15 protein-coding genes are annotated in these 15,424 nt (G+C 61.8%); 7 read left to right on the top strand and 8 right to left on the bottom strand.

The features are described 5' to 3' along the window. Positions 1-149 precede the first annotated feature (149 nt). From hpaE to HGO40_RS28070, 3 genes are read right to left on the bottom strand one after another with little or no spacing between them, the layout of a single operon-like run. Positions 150-1,610 (bottom strand): 5-carboxymethyl-2-hydroxymuconate semialdehyde dehydrogenase, encoded by a 1,461-nt coding sequence (gene hpaE / locus HGO40_RS28080; RefSeq protein ID WP_250965693.1) that lies wholly within the window; start codon positions 1,608-1,610, stop codon positions 150-152. A 5-nt stretch (positions 1,611-1,615) separates the two neighbouring features. Beyond that, the gene (locus tag HGO40_RS28075) at positions 1,616-2,386 is read right to left on the bottom strand and encodes a fumarylacetoacetate hydrolase family protein (protein WP_250965692.1); all 771 of its coding nucleotides are present in this window, start codon (positions 2,384-2,386) and stop codon (positions 1,616-1,618) included. Continuing rightward, positions 2,383-3,060: a fumarylacetoacetate hydrolase family protein gene (locus HGO40_RS28070; RefSeq protein ID WP_250965691.1), complete on the bottom strand. Its 678-nt coding sequence runs from the start codon at positions 3,058-3,060 to the stop codon at positions 2,383-2,385. Before HGO40_RS28070 ends, HGO40_RS28075 begins: the two co-directional genes overlap by 4 nt. 185 nt (positions 3,061-3,245) lie before the next feature. Between HGO40_RS28070 and hpaA the strand changes: the two genes are divergently transcribed. Both hpaA and hpaR read left to right on the top strand, forming a co-directional pair. Next, positions 3,246-4,151 carry a 4-hydroxyphenylacetate catabolism regulatory protein HpaA gene (hpaA, locus tag HGO40_RS28065; RefSeq protein ID WP_250965690.1) on the top strand — a complete coding sequence of 302 codons (906 nt, stop codon included), beginning with the start codon at positions 3,246-3,248 and terminating at the stop codon, positions 4,149-4,151. A gap of 269 nt (positions 4,152-4,420) precedes the next feature. Further along, positions 4,421-4,843, top strand: coding sequence for a homoprotocatechuate degradation operon regulator HpaR (hpaR, locus tag HGO40_RS28060; RefSeq protein ID WP_186707419.1), 423 nt, complete (start codon positions 4,421-4,423; stop codon positions 4,841-4,843). 235 nt (positions 4,844-5,078) lie between these two features. On the opposite strand, the gene HGO40_RS28055 is transcribed toward hpaR, so the two are convergent. Further along, complete coding sequence (locus HGO40_RS28055) at positions 5,079-5,366, bottom strand: phage infection protein (RefSeq protein WP_250965689.1); 288 nt, start codon at positions 5,364-5,366, stop codon at positions 5,079-5,081. A gap of 517 nt (positions 5,367-5,883) precedes the next feature. Between HGO40_RS28055 and HGO40_RS28050 the strand changes: the two genes are divergently transcribed. The 3 genes from HGO40_RS28050 to HGO40_RS28040 are packed head-to-tail and all read left to right on the top strand — an operon-like array spanning position 5,884 to position 8,791. Continuing rightward, complete coding sequence (locus tag HGO40_RS28050) at positions 5,884-6,444, top strand: TRAP transporter small permease (RefSeq protein WP_250965688.1); 561 nt, start codon at positions 5,884-5,886, stop codon at positions 6,442-6,444. Further along, positions 6,441-7,721, top strand: coding sequence for a TRAP transporter large permease subunit (locus HGO40_RS28045; RefSeq protein WP_250965687.1), 1,281 nt, complete (start codon positions 6,441-6,443; stop codon positions 7,719-7,721). The genes HGO40_RS28050 and HGO40_RS28045 overlap by 4 nt, the downstream gene beginning before the upstream one ends. Before the next feature lie 50 nt (positions 7,722-7,771). Further along, a complete protein-coding gene (locus tag HGO40_RS28040; RefSeq protein WP_250965686.1) occupies positions 7,772-8,791 on the top strand; it encodes a TRAP transporter substrate-binding protein in 1,020 nt (339 codons plus the stop codon). Positions 8,792-9,013: 222 nt separating this feature from the next. Here the strand turns inward: HGO40_RS28040 and HGO40_RS28035 are convergent, their stop codons facing one another. Together HGO40_RS28035 and HGO40_RS28030 are read right to left on the bottom strand one after the other, a co-directional pair. Then, positions 9,014-9,805, bottom strand: coding sequence for a transporter substrate-binding domain-containing protein (locus tag HGO40_RS28035; RefSeq protein ID WP_250965685.1), 792 nt, complete (start codon positions 9,803-9,805; stop codon positions 9,014-9,016). Between the two features lie 67 nt (positions 9,806-9,872). Next, positions 9,873-10,499, bottom strand: a complete 627-nt coding sequence (locus HGO40_RS28030) for a TetR/AcrR family transcriptional regulator (RefSeq protein ID WP_250965684.1) — start codon at positions 10,497-10,499, stop codon at positions 9,873-9,875. A 141-nt stretch (positions 10,500-10,640) separates the two neighbouring features. Between HGO40_RS28030 and HGO40_RS28025 the strand changes: the two genes are divergently transcribed. Beyond that, positions 10,641-11,867: an arabinose transporter gene (locus tag HGO40_RS28025; RefSeq protein WP_250965683.1), complete on the top strand. Its 1,227-nt coding sequence runs from the start codon at positions 10,641-10,643 to the stop codon at positions 11,865-11,867. A 46-nt stretch (positions 11,868-11,913) separates the two neighbouring features. After that, the gene (locus tag HGO40_RS28020; RefSeq protein ID WP_250965682.1) at positions 11,914-12,783 is read left to right on the top strand and encodes an SDR family oxidoreductase; all 870 of its coding nucleotides are present in this window, start codon (positions 11,914-11,916) and stop codon (positions 12,781-12,783) included. Between the two features lie 122 nt (positions 12,784-12,905). Here HGO40_RS28020 and HGO40_RS28015 read toward each other — a convergent pair whose 3' ends face one another. Further along, positions 12,906-13,538, bottom strand: a complete 633-nt coding sequence (locus HGO40_RS28015; RefSeq protein ID WP_186730920.1) for a response regulator — start codon at positions 13,536-13,538, stop codon at positions 12,906-12,908. A 29-nt stretch (positions 13,539-13,567) separates the two neighbouring features. Further along, on the bottom strand, positions 13,568-14,929 hold the full coding sequence (locus HGO40_RS28010) for a cache domain-containing protein (protein WP_250965681.1): 1,362 nt from the start codon (positions 14,927-14,929) through the stop codon (positions 13,568-13,570). Between the last annotated feature and the right edge of the window lie 495 nt (positions 14,930-15,424).

Here is a 15,424-nt window from a genome sequence, read left to right as displayed (position 1 = left end):
GCGCTGCAGGGCTGGGCCTGGAGCGCTTGTGGCGAGGGAGCTTGCTCCCGCTGGGCTGCGAAGCGGCCCCATTTTTTTGCGATCGCCGCGCAATCGAGCGGGAGCAAGCTCCCTCGCCACGGAGTCATCGTCGCCAATGAGGCTTGGGCCTATACCCCCCACCGCGGTATGTGATGACTGCCCATGGAGATGCAAACGTTCTTGATCTCGGCAAACACTTCGAAGCTGTACTGTCCACCTTCGCGGCCGGTTCCGGAACCCTTTACGCCGCCGAAAGGCTGGCGCAGGTCGCGCACGTTCTGGCTGTTGATGAACACCATGCCGGCCTCGATGCCGTGGGCCAGGCGATGGGCCTTGCCGATGTCCTGGGTCCAGATGTACGAGGCCAGCCCGTATTCGGTGTCGTTGGCCAGCTGCAAGGCTTCGGCTTCGTCCTTGAACGGGATCAGGCACACCACCGGGCCGAAGATTTCTTCCTGGGCGATGCGCATGTTGTTGTTGACGTCGGCGAACACTGTCGGCTGGATGAACTGGCCGCGGCTCAAGTGGGCCGGCAGGTTGGGCGGGCGCTCCAGGCCGCCGGCCAGGAGGGTGGCGCCTTCTTCGAGGCCGATCTTGATGTAGCCGGTGACCTTGTCGTAATGGCCCTGGGTGATCATCGAGCCGACCTGGGTCTTCGGGTCTTGCGGATCACCGACGATCAAGCGTTTGGCACGGGCGGCGAACTCGGCGACGAACTGCGGGTAGACGCTTTCCTGGATGAAGATCCGACTGCCAGCGGTGCAGCGTTCGCCATTGAGGGAAAAAATCGTGAACAACGCGGCGTCGAGGGCCCGTTCGAGGTCGGCGTCTTCGAAAATCAGCACCGGCGATTTTCCACCCAGTTCCATCGAGTACTTTTTCAACCCGGCGGTCTGCATGATTTTCTTGCCGGTGGCGGTACCGCCGGTGAAAGAAATCGCCCGCACGGCCGGATGACGCACCAACGCATCGCCGGCCGTGGCGCCATAACCCTGGATCACGTTCAACACGCCGTTGGGAATGCCGGCCTCGACCGCCAGGCGACCCAGCTCGGTGGCGGTCAACGGCGACAGCTCGGACATCTTCAGCACGGCCGTGGTGCCCAGCGCCAGGCATGGCGCGGTCTTCCAGGTCGCGGTCATGAACGGCACGTTCCAGGGCGAAACCAACGCGCAGACACCCACCGGCTGGTACAGGGTGTAGTTGAGCATCTGATCGTCGACCGGGTAGGTATGGCCGTCCATTCGCGTGCAGACTTCGGCAAAGAAATCGAAGTTGTGGGAAGCGCGCGGAATCAGCACGTTCTTGGTCTGGTGGATCGGCAAACCGGTGTCGAGGGTTTCCAGTTCGGCCAGCTTCGGCACGTTCTGCTCGATCAGTTCTCCGAGCTTGCGCATCAGCCGGGCGCGTTCCTTGGCCGGGGTGTTGGCCCATTTTGGAAACGCTTCCTTGGCGGCCGCGACCGCTTGGGCCACTTCCTCGGCACCGCCGCTGGCGACTTCGCCGATGGCCTCCCCGGTGGCCGGGTTGTAGTTGACGAAGACGTCTTTGCTTTCGACCTCACGGCCATTGATCCAATGTTTGATCATGCTGCTCATGCCTCTTTACGGGATGCGAAGAACTCGGCTTCGCTGACAATTCGATTGACCAGGCGACCGACGCCTTCTACTTCCACCACCACTTCGTCACCGGGCACCACGTCCGCCAGGCCTTCCGGCGTGCCGGTGGCGATCATGTCGCCGGGTTGCAGGGTCATGAAGCTGGACAGGTATTCGATCAGGTAGGGGATGTCGAAAATCATGTCCTTCGTGCTGCCTTCCTGGCGCAGCTCGCCGTTGATCCAGGTGCGCAGCGTCAGGTTGCTCGGGTCCGGCACATTGGCCACATCGACGATCCAGGGGCCGACGGGCGTGGTCGCGTCACGGTTCTTCACCCGTAGGTTGGGGCGGTAGTAGTTTTCCAGGTAATCGCGGATCGCATAGTCGTTGCACACGGTGTAGCCGGCCAGGTAGTCCAGCGCATCCTCGCGCTTGACGTTGCGCGCGGCTTTGCCGATGACCGCCACCAGCTCGCACTCGTAATGCATGTAGGCGACATTGTCGGGACGCCAGGTTGCCTGGGTGTGGCCGGTGTAGGTGCCAGGCGACTTGATGAATGCCAGGGGTTCGGTCGGCGGCTTGAACGCCAGTGCGGCGGCGTGATCGGCGTAGTTCAGGCCCCGGGCGAACATGCTGCCGGTGGCCGGTGGCAGCCATTGGACCTGGTCCTCGGCCAGCAGGCGACCGTCGGCCAGGCGTACGGCGTTGTGGGCTTCAACGATGACGGCGTGATCCTGCCCTTCAAAACGAATGCGCGCGTGTTTCATGAACCTGCTCCTGTTTCCTTGGCCACGACGGTATTGACCAGGCGACCCAGGCCGCTGATGGCCACTTCGACACGATCGCCGGGCAGTACATCGACCCGTCCCTCAGGCGTGCCGGTGATCAGCACATCGCCGGCATGCAGGGTCATGAACTCGCTGATCTCGGCAATCAATTGGGGAATGTTGCGCACGAAGTTGGCCGTGCTGTTTTGCTGGCGCACCTCGCCATTGACGTACAGCGTGATCGCCAGGCTGTGGGGGTCGGCCACCTGGGCGCTCGGCACCAGTTCCGGACCGATGGCGCAAAAGCCGTCCCGGCACTTGGCCTTGACGGCGGGGCGGTAATAACTGTCTTCCGGGAGACTGAATTCATTGATGATGGTGTAGCCGGCCACGTAGTCCATGGCCTCGGCGGCGCTGACGCGGCTGGCCGATTTGCCCATCACCACGCCAAGGGCCGGTCCTGGTTGCAGCGTTTCGCCGCCACCTGGGTGAACCACATCGGCGTCGTGCCGGTTGCGGGTATTGGGCGTCTTGATGAACAGCACGGGCTTGAGCGGCGGCTTCTGGTAGGGCGGTTGCTCGAACTCGGCGAGGCGCTGTTTCAGCAGCCCCTGGTAGTTCAGCGCGACCCCGAACAGGGTGCCGGTCGCGACGTCATGCAGGGCACGGCTCATGCTTGTCTCCTGGCGATGGCAGAGTGATGTGGGCTCTGCGGTTATTGTTAATGTGTTAACAGTTATAATTAAGATGTTAACTATCGTCAAGCGTGACAGAATGACCGGCACTGGTTGCCTTGCCGGATTCGGTGCAGGATGAGGGCGGCAGGTACCTGAATCAGAATAAAAACGAGCACTGCGTGATGACCGACCGCCAGCCGATCCCGAACATCAACATTGGTCAGGTGTACGACCAGCGCTACAGCGACGCCGAAGTGCATTACGACCGGCTCGCCAACCTGGCGGGTTTTTTCGGTCGCAACATGCCGGTGCACCGCCACGACCGGTTCTTCCAGGTGCATTACGTCAAGAGCGGCACCGTGCGGGTCTACCTCGATGACCAGCAATACGTTGAATCCGGCCCGATGTTCTTCCTCACCCCGCCGACCATTCCCCATGCCTTCGTGACCGAGGCCGACAGCGACGGGCATGTGCTGACGGTGCGCCAGCAACTGGTGTGGCAGTTGATCGACGCCGATCCGAGCCTGGCGCCGGCTGGCGTGCAACTGCCGGCCGCCTGCGTGGCCTTGGCGCAACTGGGGCCTGGGCAGGCGGGGGTGGTGCGGCGGTTGGAATACTTGTTCGAGGAACTGAGCGAGGAGGTGGTGGCGGGGCATCCGGGACGCGGCGCGGCGCTGGATGGGTTGACGCGTTTGATCATGATCAGCCTGCTGCGGCTGTGTTCCAATTCCCTGCAAGCCAGGCCCGCGCGGCATGAAGACCTGAAGATCTTCCATCGCTTCAACGAGCTGATCGAGGCCCATTACCTGCAGCATTGGCCGCTGTCGCGCTACGCCGAAGGCATCGGCGTGACCGAAGCGCGCCTCAACGACGTGTGTCGACGCATCGCCGATTTGCCCTCTAAGCGGCTGATCATGGAGCGGCTGATGCAGGAGGCCAAGCGCTTGCTGCTGTTCACCGGCAGCTCGGCCAATGAAATCTGCTACCAGCTGGGTTTCAAGGACCCGGCGTATTTCAGCCGCTTTTTCCAGCGTTACGCCCAACTCACGCCGGGGGAGTATCGCCAGCGGCAATCGGGGTTGCGCTGAAAACGCAGCCGTACTTTATGCAGATAGTCCCGTGGCCAGAGATTGCTCCCGCTGGGCCTGTAGGAGCTGTCGAGCGGAGCGAGGCTGCGATCTTTCTCAAGACACTTGGATCTCACGCGAAAGATCAAAAGATCGCAGGCTTCGCCAGCTCCTACAGAGCCGAGCGGGAGCACGCTCCCTCGCCACAGAAGCTCCCGAGAGACTTTGCTTCTTGCGACAGCCTGGAGACGACACTAAGCTGCCGACTCGCCCATTCACACAGTTCGAACATGGCCAACCCCAGACCTTCTTTGACCCTGACCCTGTTGCAAGCCCGCGAAGCGGCGATGGCTTTTTTTCGTCCGGCGCTGAACCAGCATGACCTCACGGAACAGCAGTGGCGAGTGATCCGCATCCTCCATCAGCAAGGTGAGTTGGAAAGCCACCAGCTCGCCCATCAGGCCTGCATTCTCAAGCCGAGCATGACCGGTGTGCTCAGTCGCCTGGAGCGTGACGGGTTGGTGCGTCGACAGAAATCCAGCCAGGACCAGCGTCGGGTCTTCGTGGGCCTGACCGAGCGTGGCCAGCAGTGTTTCGTGTCCATGAGCGAGGGCATGGAAAGCAACTACCGGCGGATCGAAGAGCAATTTGGCGAGGAGAAGATGCAGCAATTGCTCGCGTTGCTCGGTGAGTTGAAGAACATCAAGCCGTGAGGCTTGAGGCTTGAGTTTTGGGCCAGTAAGGCTTGAGCTTCTCAGCTTCTCAGCTTCTCAGCTTCTCAGCTTCTCAGCTTCTCAGCTTTTGAGCTTTTGAGCTCTTGTGGCGAGGGAGCTTGCTCCCGCTCGACTGCGAAGCAGTCGCAAAGCTCACCTGAACGAGTGGGAGTGGGCAGGGGGGCTGCTACGCAGCCCAGCGGGAGCAAGCTCCCTCGCCACAGAAGCGCTTCCTTCACACCGGGCTGCGTTCACGCAGCTCCTGCAACCGATCAGCCCCACCCTCGGCCACGCGATTCTGGCTCAGACGATCAGAGCCACCCTCGGCCACGCGATTCTGGCTCAGACGATCAGAGCCACCCTCGGCCACACGATTCTGGCTCAGGCGATCGGAGCCGCCTTCGGCCAGTTGATGCTCAGCCTGGGCCGGGTCGTTCTTTGCCGAGGCAGCGTTCGCCAGGCCGACACCGCCAACCAGTGCCAGGGCGATTGCCAAGGACGACAGTTTCGAGAAATTGAACATGGTGATTCTCCTTGCGTTTGATTGAGTAGATCCGTGGCAGCGAAGGTGTTGCTGTCCGGTGATCACAGTTAAACGCGCAGATGTATCGACGATGTGTGCGAGGCGGGGGCGAAATCTGTCGTTTCGTATCAAGCCGTGCTTCCTATACAGAGCGATACAAATCCTGTTGAGGCATGGGGAGGCGAGGCGCGGCCGAGTGCTCGACGAGCTGAAAAACCGCGAATTGTCTGGTCGATAATCGCACGCTTTGCGGTGTATCCCTGCGTGGGTTATTGACCAAACTAACCGGGTGGTACATTTTAGCGGCACCTGTCTTGTCCCACGTGACCGAGACCATAATAAAAATAGAGGAACACCCCATGGCAGTCCGTCTGCGAGCGTCCCGCGCCGCCTCCTTGATCCATCTTTCAAGTGCACCGTCCAGCCTTCCAGGTTTGATTCGCTAGCGACCCACGTTGTTGCGGTCTTATCGCGCCAGCGGGATGTTGGCGCTCGACAAGCCTCGGAGTTCTTCAAGATGACAAAAGTCGTGGATCTGTATTTCAAGCTGCTGAAGCTGCTGATCGTGGTGTGCATGGTCGCGATGATCGTGCTGGTGTTCGGCAATGTGGTGCTGCGCTATGCCTTCAACTCGGGCATCAGTGTGTCGGAGGAGCTGTCGCGCTGGTTCTTCGTCTGGATGATTTTTCTCGGCGCCCTGGTGGCGCTCAAGGACCGTGCCCACCTGGGCATGGACAGCCTGGTCAAGCGCTTGCCGGCGGCAGGCAAGCGTATCTGCCTGGTCATCAGTCACCTTTTGATGTTGTACATCTGCTGGCTGATTTTCAGTGGCAGCTGGCAACAGGCAGTGATCAACCTGAATGTCGCCGCCCCGGCGTCAGGCTTGTCCATGTCGCTGTTCTACGGTGCCGGCCTGGTGTTCGGCGCCAGTGCCGCAGCGATCCTGCTCTACGAACTCTACCTGGCACTGTTCGGCAAGCTGGGGGATGACGAATTGGTGATGGTCAAGGACAGCGACGCAGAGCTGATCACCCCTAACGCCGCCGCCCCTGGCCCCATCAAGAGTACCCGCCCATGACGCTGGTTATTTTTCTCGGGTCCCTGATCGGCAGCATGGCACTGGGCATGCCCATCGCGTTTGCCTTGCTGGTGGTCAGCGTGGCGTTGATGGTTTACCTGGACCTGTTCGACGCGCAAATCATTGCCCAGAACCTGCTCAACGGCGCGGACAGTTTCCCGCTGATGGCCGTGCCGTTTTTCATGCTGGCCGGCGAAATCATGAACGTCGGCGGGCTGTCCAAACGCATCGTCAACATTGCCATGGCGCTGGTGGGGCACAAGCGCGGCGGGCTGGGCTACGTGGCGATCATCGCCTCTTGCCTGCTGGCGTCGCTGTCCGGTTCGGCCGTGGCCGATGCGGCGGCACTGGCGGCGTTGCTGGTGCCGATGATGGTGTTGGCCGGGCACAATCGAGGACGCTCGGCTGGCCTGATCGCCGCCGGTAGCATCATTGCGCCGGTCATTCCGCCGAGCATTGGCTTTATCGTCTTTGGCGTGGCGTCCGGGGTCTCGATTTCCAAGCTGTTCCTGGCTGGTATCGTGCCGGGGTTGATGCTGGGGGCTTCGCTGGCCGTTGCCTGGTGGTTCATCTCCCGCAGCGAGAACGTCGAGACACCGCCCAAGCGTTCCCGTGCCGAAGTGCTGCGCACGTTGCTCGACGGCAGTTGGGCGATGGGCCTGCCCTTGATCATCATCCTGGGCCTCAAGTTCGGCATCTTCACGCCTACGGAAGCCGCGGTGGTCGCGGCGGTCTATTCGTTGTTCGTGTCCCTGGTGATCTACCGGGAGATGAAAGTCAGCCAGTTGTACGAAGTGATCCTGTCCTCGGCCAAGACCACCTCGGTGGTGATGCTGCTGGTGGCGGCGGCCATGGTTTCGTCGTGGCTGGTGACCATCGCCGACCTGCCGGGCCAACTGGCAGAGCTGCTGGCGCCGTTCATGGACAACCAGACCCTTTTGCTGCTGGTGATGATGGTACTGATCATCCTGGTGGGGACGGTGATGGACATGACCCCGACCATCCTCATTCTCACCCCGGTGCTGATGCCCGCCGTCATCCAGGCGGGGATCGACCCGGTGTATTTCGGCGTGCTGTTCCTGATCAACACCGCCATCGGCCTGATCACGCCGCCCGTAGGCACGGTGCTCAATGTGGTTTGCGGGGTGGCGAAGCTGGACTTCGAGGAGATCGTTCGCGGGGTGTGGCCGTTCATGCTTGCGCAGTTTGTGGTGCTGTTCCTGTTGGTCCTGTTTCCGCAATTGGTCCTGGGGCCGTTGAAATTCTTCACCGGCTGACACCGGTGCTGTTAGCTCGACCTAAAAAACAATAACGATCGGAGAGTGACATGGGAAAACTGATGAAAACCCTGCTGGCCGGGGCGTGCGCGACGGGCTTGCTGTTGGGCAGCGTGGCCAGCCATGCGGATGAGATTCGCGAACGTACCCTGCGATTCGCTTTCCAGAACGTCAAGGAACACCCCCAGGGCCAGGGCGCGCAGAAGTTCGCCGACCTGCTCAGCGAGAAGAGCGGTGGCAAGATCAAGGTCCGCCTGTTCCCCGGCGGTACGCTGGGCGGTGACGTGCAAACGGTGTCGGCGTTGCAGGGCGGCACCCTGGACATCACCGTGCTCAACTCCGGCATCCTGGCCGCCCAGGCCCCGGATTACGCCATGCTCGATTTCCCGTTCCTGTTCAACAACGTCGAGGAAGCCCATGCGGTCATCGATGGGCCGGGCGGGCAGAAACTGGCGGCGCAACTGGACAGCAAAGGGCTGGTAGGGCTGGGTTATTGGGACCTGGGTTTTCGTAACCTGACCAACAGCAAGCACCCGGGGACCAAGCTGGAAGACATGCAAGGCTTGAAACTGCGTGTGATCCAGTCGCCAATCTATCTGGAAACCTTTACCGCCCTGGGCGCCAACCCGGTGCCGATGGCGTTCCCGGAGGTCTACACCGGCCTTGAGCAGCACACCATCGACGGCCAGGAAAACCCTTTCACGGTGATTGAAGGCAACAAGTTCTACGAGGTGCAGAAGTATCTTTCCGTCACCGGGCACATCTTCAATCCGCAGTCGTTGATCATCAGCCAGAAAACCTGGAACCGCCTCAACGACGATGAAAAGGCAATGATTCGCGCGGCCGCGGCCGAGGCGCAGACATTCCAGCGTGAAGTCACGGCGGCGAGCATGGACAAGGCCAAGGCGACGTTGGCCGCTGCGATGACCGTCAATGAAATCAGCCCAGCCGAGAAAGATCGCATGCGTGAGCGCGTGCAGCCGGTGATCGACAAGTTCGCCAAATCCCTGGATGGCGACCTGGTGAAAGCAATGTACGACCAAATCGCCAAGGTGCGGGCGGCGCAATGAGGTGAATGGGCCTGACACCAGCGTCAGGCCTGAACAGATCCAACCCTGTGGGAGTGCTCCCACAGTTGTTTGGGGTGGACTCAGGATTTGCATACACTGCAGATCCCCGGTGGGAGCGAGCTTGCTCGCGATAGCGGAGTGTCAGTCAAGATCAATGCGGCTGACCTGACGCCATCGCGAGCAAGCTCGCTCCCACAGGGTTTTGTAGTTTTCTAGCGACGGTTACTGGGCGGCCGGAACGGCCAGCCACTGGCCAATCACTTTCTGGTAGCTGCCATTGGCCTTGCTCAGGTGCAGCCACTGGTCGACGTACATTTTCCAGGTGTTGTCATCCCGCGGCAGCAGGTAGGCCTTCTCGCCATATTGCAGGTAGCGAGTCGGGTTGACGGCGCACAGGCCGGGCTTGAGTTTTTGCTGGTAGAGCGCTTCGGACGCGTCGGTGATCATCACGTCGGCTTTCTTGTCCAGCAGTTGCTGGAAGATGGTCACGTTGTCGTGGAAGCTGAGCTGGCCGTTGGGCAGGAACGCCCGGTCAAAGGCTTCGTTGGTGCCACCCGCCGGCTCGACAAGACGCACCGACGGCTGGTTCATCTGCTCGATGGTCTGGTAACGCTCCTTGTCTTCGCAACGCACCAGCGGGATCTTGCCATCCACGTCCAGGGTGCTACTGAAATAGGCCTTTTTCTGGCGCTCCAGCGTCACCGAAATCCCGCCCATACCGATGTCGCATTGGCCTGCAACCATATCCGGCATCAGGGTTTTCCAGGTGGTCTGCACCCATTGCACCTTGACGCCGAGGCTGGCGGCCAGTGAGCGCGCCATGTCGATGTCGATGCCTTCGTATTCGCCGGCTTGGGTTTTAAAGGTGTAGGGCTTGTAGTCGCCGGTGGTGCACACCTTCAGTTCGCCGCGCTGCTGGACCTGATCCAGCAGCGAGGGAGCCGGCTCGGCCAGGGCGCCGCAGGAGAGCGCCAACAGGCCACAGAACGTCATCGAGCTTGTTATGGTTTTCATAGGGATTGGACGTCTCGTAGCGGAGGGAAACAAGATCGGGGAGTGTAGTAAAAGTGCCGGCAGGCTGTCACTGCAGGCTTTCCAGGTAGGCGCAGAACATATCGGCCATGGCGTCGCTATACACGGCAACCTCCACGGGAGAGCGGGGCGCTGATGAAAAACGCTTGCCCACGGCGCCGAGCGTGGTGATGACCAAGTCTCCTGCCAGGGCCCGGGTTTGTGCAGGAGCGTCTGGCAAGGCTTGCAGCATGAAAGCGTCCACCGACTGTTGCACCGACATCCGCGCGGCCTGGTGCTCGGGGGCGTCGCGGTAGAGCGGTGCGGCGTCGTTGAGGGCGACGCGTATCTGGGCCTCGTCGCATTCGGACTGGATGAACGCCCGCACCAGGGTGCGCAGTCGCTCGAAGGGCGGCTTGCGGTTGTCTTCAAGAATCTCGCGCAGCATGTCGCTGGTTTGCCGCCATTCATCGCTTTGCAGGCGGAACAGGATCGCCGCTTTGTTCGGAAAGTACTGATACACCGAGCCGACACTGACGCCCGCTCGCTCGGCAACACGGGCCACCGTGAAACGTGCCGCACCCTGGGTCGCCAAAACCTGAACAGCCGCCTCCAGAACGGCGGCGACGAGCTCGGTGGAGCGTGCCTGTTTCGGCTGTTTGCGCGAGGAAATCTGCGGGCTTGGGCGTTCGGACATGCGGACGTGAACCTCGACAGGGAATGCGAATAGGAAATGCGACGGATTATTCGTATCTTGAATGCGACGAATTGATCGCATTCTAGTGGGATCCACAGGCCGCGTTCAACGTCACATCGCATCCTTTCCGTGGGTAGGGTTATGACTCAAGAAAATATTCATCTCGTTGCCTCTGCGGTGCCTCAGGCATCCCTCGGTGCCCATCCGGTGCTCAAGCTGGTGCCGCTCACGCTAACGGTCTTCAGCGGTTTTCTCACCCTGGGCATGCAATTGCCGGTCTTGCCCCTTCACCTGCATGACACCCTGGGCATGGGCACCTTGGTGATTGGCCTGGTGGTCGGCGCGCAGTTCGCCGCGGCGTTGTTGTCACGAGCCTGGGCTGGCATTTTCGCCGACATGCGCGGTGGCAAGCGCGCGGTCATGGGTGGCCTGGTGACGGCGGCGGTTTCCGGGTTGGTCTATCTGCTTTCCCTGGCGTTCGTTGCCACGCCTGTGACCTCGGTCTGGCTACTGTTGGGCGGACGTGTGCTGCTGGCATTTGGGGAAAGTCTCATTGTCACCGGTGCGCTGGGGTGGGGCATGGGACTGGTGGGCGCGCAGCATGCCGGCAAGGTCATGGCCTGGAATGGCATCGCCATGTACGGCGCCTATGCCCTGGGCGCTCCGCTCGGCGTGGCGCTGAATGGCGGTTGGGGGTTCACGGGCATTGCCGTCGCCACGGTGTTCGTCCCGCTGCTGGCGCTGCTGATTGTTTCAGGTGTGCGGGCGGTCGCCCCTACAGCGACCCGGCGGGCACCGTTCTACAAGGTGATGGGGGCCGTGTGGATGCCAGGCATGGGGTTGGCGTTTTGCAGCGTTGGTTTTGGGGTCATCACGGCCTTTATCGCGCTGTTGTTCGCGGCCAGGGCCTGGGGCGATGCCTCCCTGGCGTTGACCGCCTTCGGCCTGGCCTTCATCGGTGCGCGCCTGCTCTTTGGCCACCTGCCCGACAAGATCGGCGGGGCCCGTGTCGCCCTGGTTTGCGTGGTGATCGAAGCCGTTGGGCTGTTGTTGATCTGGGGGGCAGACACGGCGGCAATCGCCTACTTGGGGGCGGCGGTCACCGGCTTCGGCTATTCCCTGGCTTTCCCGGGCTTCGGGGTGGAGGCGGTGAAGCGTGCGCCGCCGCAGAACCGCAGGCTCGCCATGGGCGCCTATGTCGCTTTCCTCGACATCTCCCTGGGGCTCAGCAGTCCGCTGGCCGGGGCGTTGGCGGGTACCTGGGGCATCGGCGCGGTTTACCTCGGCGGGGCCGTGGCGGTGATGCTGGCCGTTGTCGTGGCGCTGGTGCTGTTGCTGCCGGGGGCCCAAGGCCGGCAGCCGGTTTGAGTCCGTCAGGGGTGTTCCTCGATAGGTTTTAACAGGAGTTTGAAACATGCATGTATTCGTTACCGGTGCCACGGGCTGGGTGGGGTCTGCCGTGGTCCAGGAATTGAGGGGGGCCGGCTATCGGGTCACGGGCCTGGCCCGTTCCGAGCACAAGGTCGCTGCGCTGGCCGCGATCGGCGCGAAGGTGGTCCGCGGCACGTTGGAAGACCTCGACGTCCTGCACCAGGCCGCCTCGGCGGCGGATGCGGTGATTCACACCGCGTTCAATCATGACTTCTCGCGGTTTGCCGAGCACGCTGAGCAGGACCGCCATGTCATCGAAGTATTGGGCAGCGCGCTGCAAGGGTCTGAGCGGCCTTTGCTGGTGACGTCCGGCCTGCTGGGCTTGACCCGAGGCGCGAGCGAACTGGAGGTGCCCAGCCCGGCTTCGCCGCGCAAATCCGAAACGGCGGCCCGGGCGCTGATGGAGCGTGGTGTGCGGTGCGCGACCGTACGCCTGGCACCCTCGGTCCATGGCCTCGGCGACTACGAATTCGTGCCTCTCCTGATTCGCCTGGCCCGGGAGACGGGCGTCTCGGCCTATCTCGGAGACGGCGGTCACTTATGGTCGGGCGTGCACCGGCTGGACGCCGCACGGGTCTATCGGCTTGCGCTGGAGCAGGGCGTGACGCAGTCGGTCTACCACGCCGTCGCCGACGAGGCCGTGCCGTTCAAGGCCATTGCCCAGGCGATCGGTCGTGGCCTGGGGTTGCCGGTCGAATCCCGGGAGCGCGAGCATTTCGGTTGGTTTGCCCACATGGCGGCGGCGAACATGGCGGTGTCCAGCGAATACACCCGTGCCTTGCTGGGATGGACGCCAAGTGGCCCGAGCCTGTTGAATGATCTTGAGTTGCCGGGCTATTACCACGCCGATTGAAATGAATAACCTGTGGCGAGGGAGCTTGCTCCCGCTGGGTTGCGCCGCGGCCCCAATATTTTACGGTCGCTGCGCAACCCAGCGGGAGCAAGCTCCCTCGCCACAAGGGCTGTGCGGGGCCTCTAGCGGGAAATGATCCCGTGGTCGATCGCGTATTTCACCAGGGCCGCGGGTTTGTCGATGTTCAGCTTGCGGCGGATGCTCAGGCGATGGGTTTCGACGGTACGTACGCTGATGTCCAGTTCACGGGCCATTTCCTTGTTGTTCAGGCCCTGGACCATTTTCGCCAGCACTTGGCTCTCCCGTGGCGTCAGCTCGTTGTCGCTGTGCGGGTCGGTGGCGAGTCGCTGGGCGATCTCGGCACTGTAGAAGGTGCCGCCGCTGATGATGGCCTCGATGGCCGCGATGATTTCCCGCGATGGCGCGTTCTTGAGCACGTAGCCGCTGGCGCCGGCGCGTACGGATTCGCTCACGTACTCATAATTGTCGTACATGCTGAGGATGAGGATCTTGAGGCTGGGGTATTGCTTGCCCAGTAATCGGGTCAGCTCAAGGCCGTTCTTGTCCTTGAGACCGATGTCCATCAGCAGCAGGTCCGGTTGGCAGCGACCGACCATTTCGATCGCCTGTGCGCCGTTCTCGGCTTCGCCTACCACGTCCAGTTGCGGCATCACCGAGAGCAGGGCCCTGATGCCGTCGCGGACCAAGGAATGGTCATCGACCAGCGCGACGCGAATCACGGGAGGCAGGGTCATCGGCAAGTGCTCTGGTTGGAGTGGGGGCATCAGCTTTGCGTGACCGAGAGGTTCATGGGCAGCAGGATGTCCAGTTCGCTGCGGCCTGGCACCGACGTCACTTCCAGGCGTCCGCCGAAATGCTCGACCCGTTCGCGGATGTTCCGCAGGCCGATGCCGGCATGGCCGCGTTCCACTTGCGGGACGTTGAACCCCATCCCGTCATCGACCACCGTCAGGCGCAGGGACTGGCTGGAGCCGAACAGGCTGATGCCGACGCTTTTCGCCCCGGCATGGCGCTCGATATTGGTCAGGGCCTCCTGGGCAATGCGAAACAGTGAGACGGGTGCGCCATTTTCCAATCGGCAATCGAATTCGTTGCTGCGGTAGGACACTTCCAGCCCGCTGCGCTGCTGGAACTCGCTGGCGAGTTGGCCGATGGCGGCGGGCAGGCCCAAGGTGTCGAGCAGGGAGGAGCGCAAGTCGTGGGAGATGCTACGGATCTCGCCGATGGCGTCGCCCAGCCGGTCGGTGGCAGTCTTCAGGATACCCAGGCCGTTTTCCTGACCGTTCTCCAACACATGGCTGGCCAGTTCGAACTGGAACTTGATCGACACCAGCAATTGGCTGATGCCGTCATGCAGCTCGCGAGAAACCCGTGAGCGTTCTTCTTCCTGCAGGCTGACGATGCGCTGGTTCAGCCGCTGCAGCTTCTTGTCCGCCAGGCGATGTTCGCTGACGTTCAGGGTCATGCCTCCGGCGAATACCAGCAGGACCGCTACCAATGCGATGGCCGCGATGGCTTGCATGGTGGTGTGGATGCCATGGGCGACTTCGTCACGGGCTTGGTGGGTGGCGCGTTCGACATCCTCCAGGTAGATCCCCGTGCCAAGCGTCCAGCCCCATTTGTCGAGCCTCACGACGTAGGCCAACTTGTCGGTCACCTGGCCGGAGGAGGGCTTGTTCCAGGCGTAGCGCTGGAAACCATCGCCTGACTCGGCGCTCCTGATCAACGCCTGGATCACCGGCAGGCCCTTGGGGTCCTTCATGTCCCAAAGATACTGCCCGACCAATTCCGACTGGCGGGCATGCATGAGGCTGCGACCCTGGCGGTCATACACGAAAAAGTAACCGTTGATGCCGAAGCTGAGCTTGCGCAGTTCTTCCAGGACCTGCTGTTGCGCGCGCGCGTCGCCCTGGCCGTCGTCATACAGCGGGGCGATCAGGCTCTGCGCCATCTCGACATAGTTCTTCAGCTCGGCGCGCTTGCTCGCCAGGATGCTGTCTTCGATCAGTTGCGCCTGTTGATCGCCCAATTGGCGGTTGAGCGAGATCACCAGGGCGCAGATGACCGCGATGGCCAGGACCAGCGGCAAGATCCCGAGGGCGACGATGTTGTGTTTGAGCAGCATCTGTACTCCTGTCCGGGCTCGGCGGGGAGGCGAATGGTGGGCATCATATGCCAATCCCGTGTGCGCCCAACAACCCTAACGGATATGAGGCTCAAAACTGTGGGAGCGAGCCTGCTCGCGAAGGCGGTGGGTCAGATAAATCACTATTTACCGACACTCCGCTTTCGCGAGCAGGCTCGCTCCCACAGGGAATCGCGGTTCTACGTAGTACTACGGATTTATTTATTGACCCGTTGCAGGGATATTGGGCCGGCTCCGAATAGCCGGGGCACACTATAAAAACAATCGCCGCAATCCACTGGATATCGGCAGGAGACACGCAATGACAACCCGTCTGGTTAAACACCTCGCCTGGTTTGCCGTGGCTGTTCTGGGAGCCTGTGCGTTGAGTGTCGTGGCCTTGCGCCGCGGCGAACCCATCAACGCCCTCTGGATCGTCGTCGCCGCCGTGGCCATCTACCTGGTCGCCTACCGCTACTACAGCCTCTTCATCGC

This window comes from Pseudomonas sp. CG7 (genome assembly GCF_023701885.1).
In the GTDB taxonomy this organism is placed as follows: domain Bacteria; phylum Pseudomonadota; class Gammaproteobacteria; order Pseudomonadales; family Pseudomonadaceae; genus Aquipseudomonas; species Aquipseudomonas zanjanensis.
The sequence above is the reverse complement of the archived record's forward strand: the minus strand, read 5'-3'. Positions and strand labels throughout refer to the sequence as shown.

Bases quoted from the DNA above. Each gene is read 5' to 3' on its own strand.
- hpaE (WP_250965693.1), bottom strand. From the start codon at position 1,610: ATGATCAAACATTGGATCAATGGCCGTGAGGTCGAAAGCAAAGACGTC.
- HGO40_RS28075 (WP_250965692.1), bottom strand. From the start codon at position 2,386: ATGAAACACGCGCGCATTCGTTTTGAAGGGCAGGATCACGCCGTCATC.
- HGO40_RS28070 (WP_250965691.1), bottom strand. From the start codon at position 3,060: ATGAGCCGTGCCCTGCATGACGTCGCGACCGGCACCCTGTTCGGGGTC.
- hpaA (WP_250965690.1), top strand. From the start codon at position 3,246: ATGACCGACCGCCAGCCGATCCCGAACATCAACATTGGTCAGGTGTAC.
- hpaR (WP_186707419.1), top strand. From the start codon at position 4,421: ATGGCCAACCCCAGACCTTCTTTGACCCTGACCCTGTTGCAAGCCCGC.
- HGO40_RS28055 (WP_250965689.1), bottom strand. From the start codon at position 5,366: ATGTTCAATTTCTCGAAACTGTCGTCCTTGGCAATCGCCCTGGCACTG.
- HGO40_RS28050 (WP_250965688.1), top strand. From the start codon at position 5,884: ATGACAAAAGTCGTGGATCTGTATTTCAAGCTGCTGAAGCTGCTGATC.
- HGO40_RS28045 (WP_250965687.1), top strand. From the start codon at position 6,441: ATGACGCTGGTTATTTTTCTCGGGTCCCTGATCGGCAGCATGGCACTG.
- HGO40_RS28040 (WP_250965686.1), top strand. From the start codon at position 7,772: ATGGGAAAACTGATGAAAACCCTGCTGGCCGGGGCGTGCGCGACGGGC.
- HGO40_RS28035 (WP_250965685.1), bottom strand. From the start codon at position 9,805: ATGAAAACCATAACAAGCTCGATGACGTTCTGTGGCCTGTTGGCGCTC.
- HGO40_RS28030 (WP_250965684.1), bottom strand. From the start codon at position 10,499: ATGTCCGAACGCCCAAGCCCGCAGATTTCCTCGCGCAAACAGCCGAAA.
- HGO40_RS28025 (WP_250965683.1), top strand. From the start codon at position 10,641: ATGACTCAAGAAAATATTCATCTCGTTGCCTCTGCGGTGCCTCAGGCA.
- HGO40_RS28020 (WP_250965682.1), top strand. From the start codon at position 11,914: ATGCATGTATTCGTTACCGGTGCCACGGGCTGGGTGGGGTCTGCCGTG.
- HGO40_RS28015 (WP_186730920.1), bottom strand. From the start codon at position 13,538: ATGACCCTGCCTCCCGTGATTCGCGTCGCGCTGGTCGATGACCATTCC.
- HGO40_RS28010 (WP_250965681.1), bottom strand. From the start codon at position 14,929: ATGCTGCTCAAACACAACATCGTCGCCCTCGGGATCTTGCCGCTGGTC.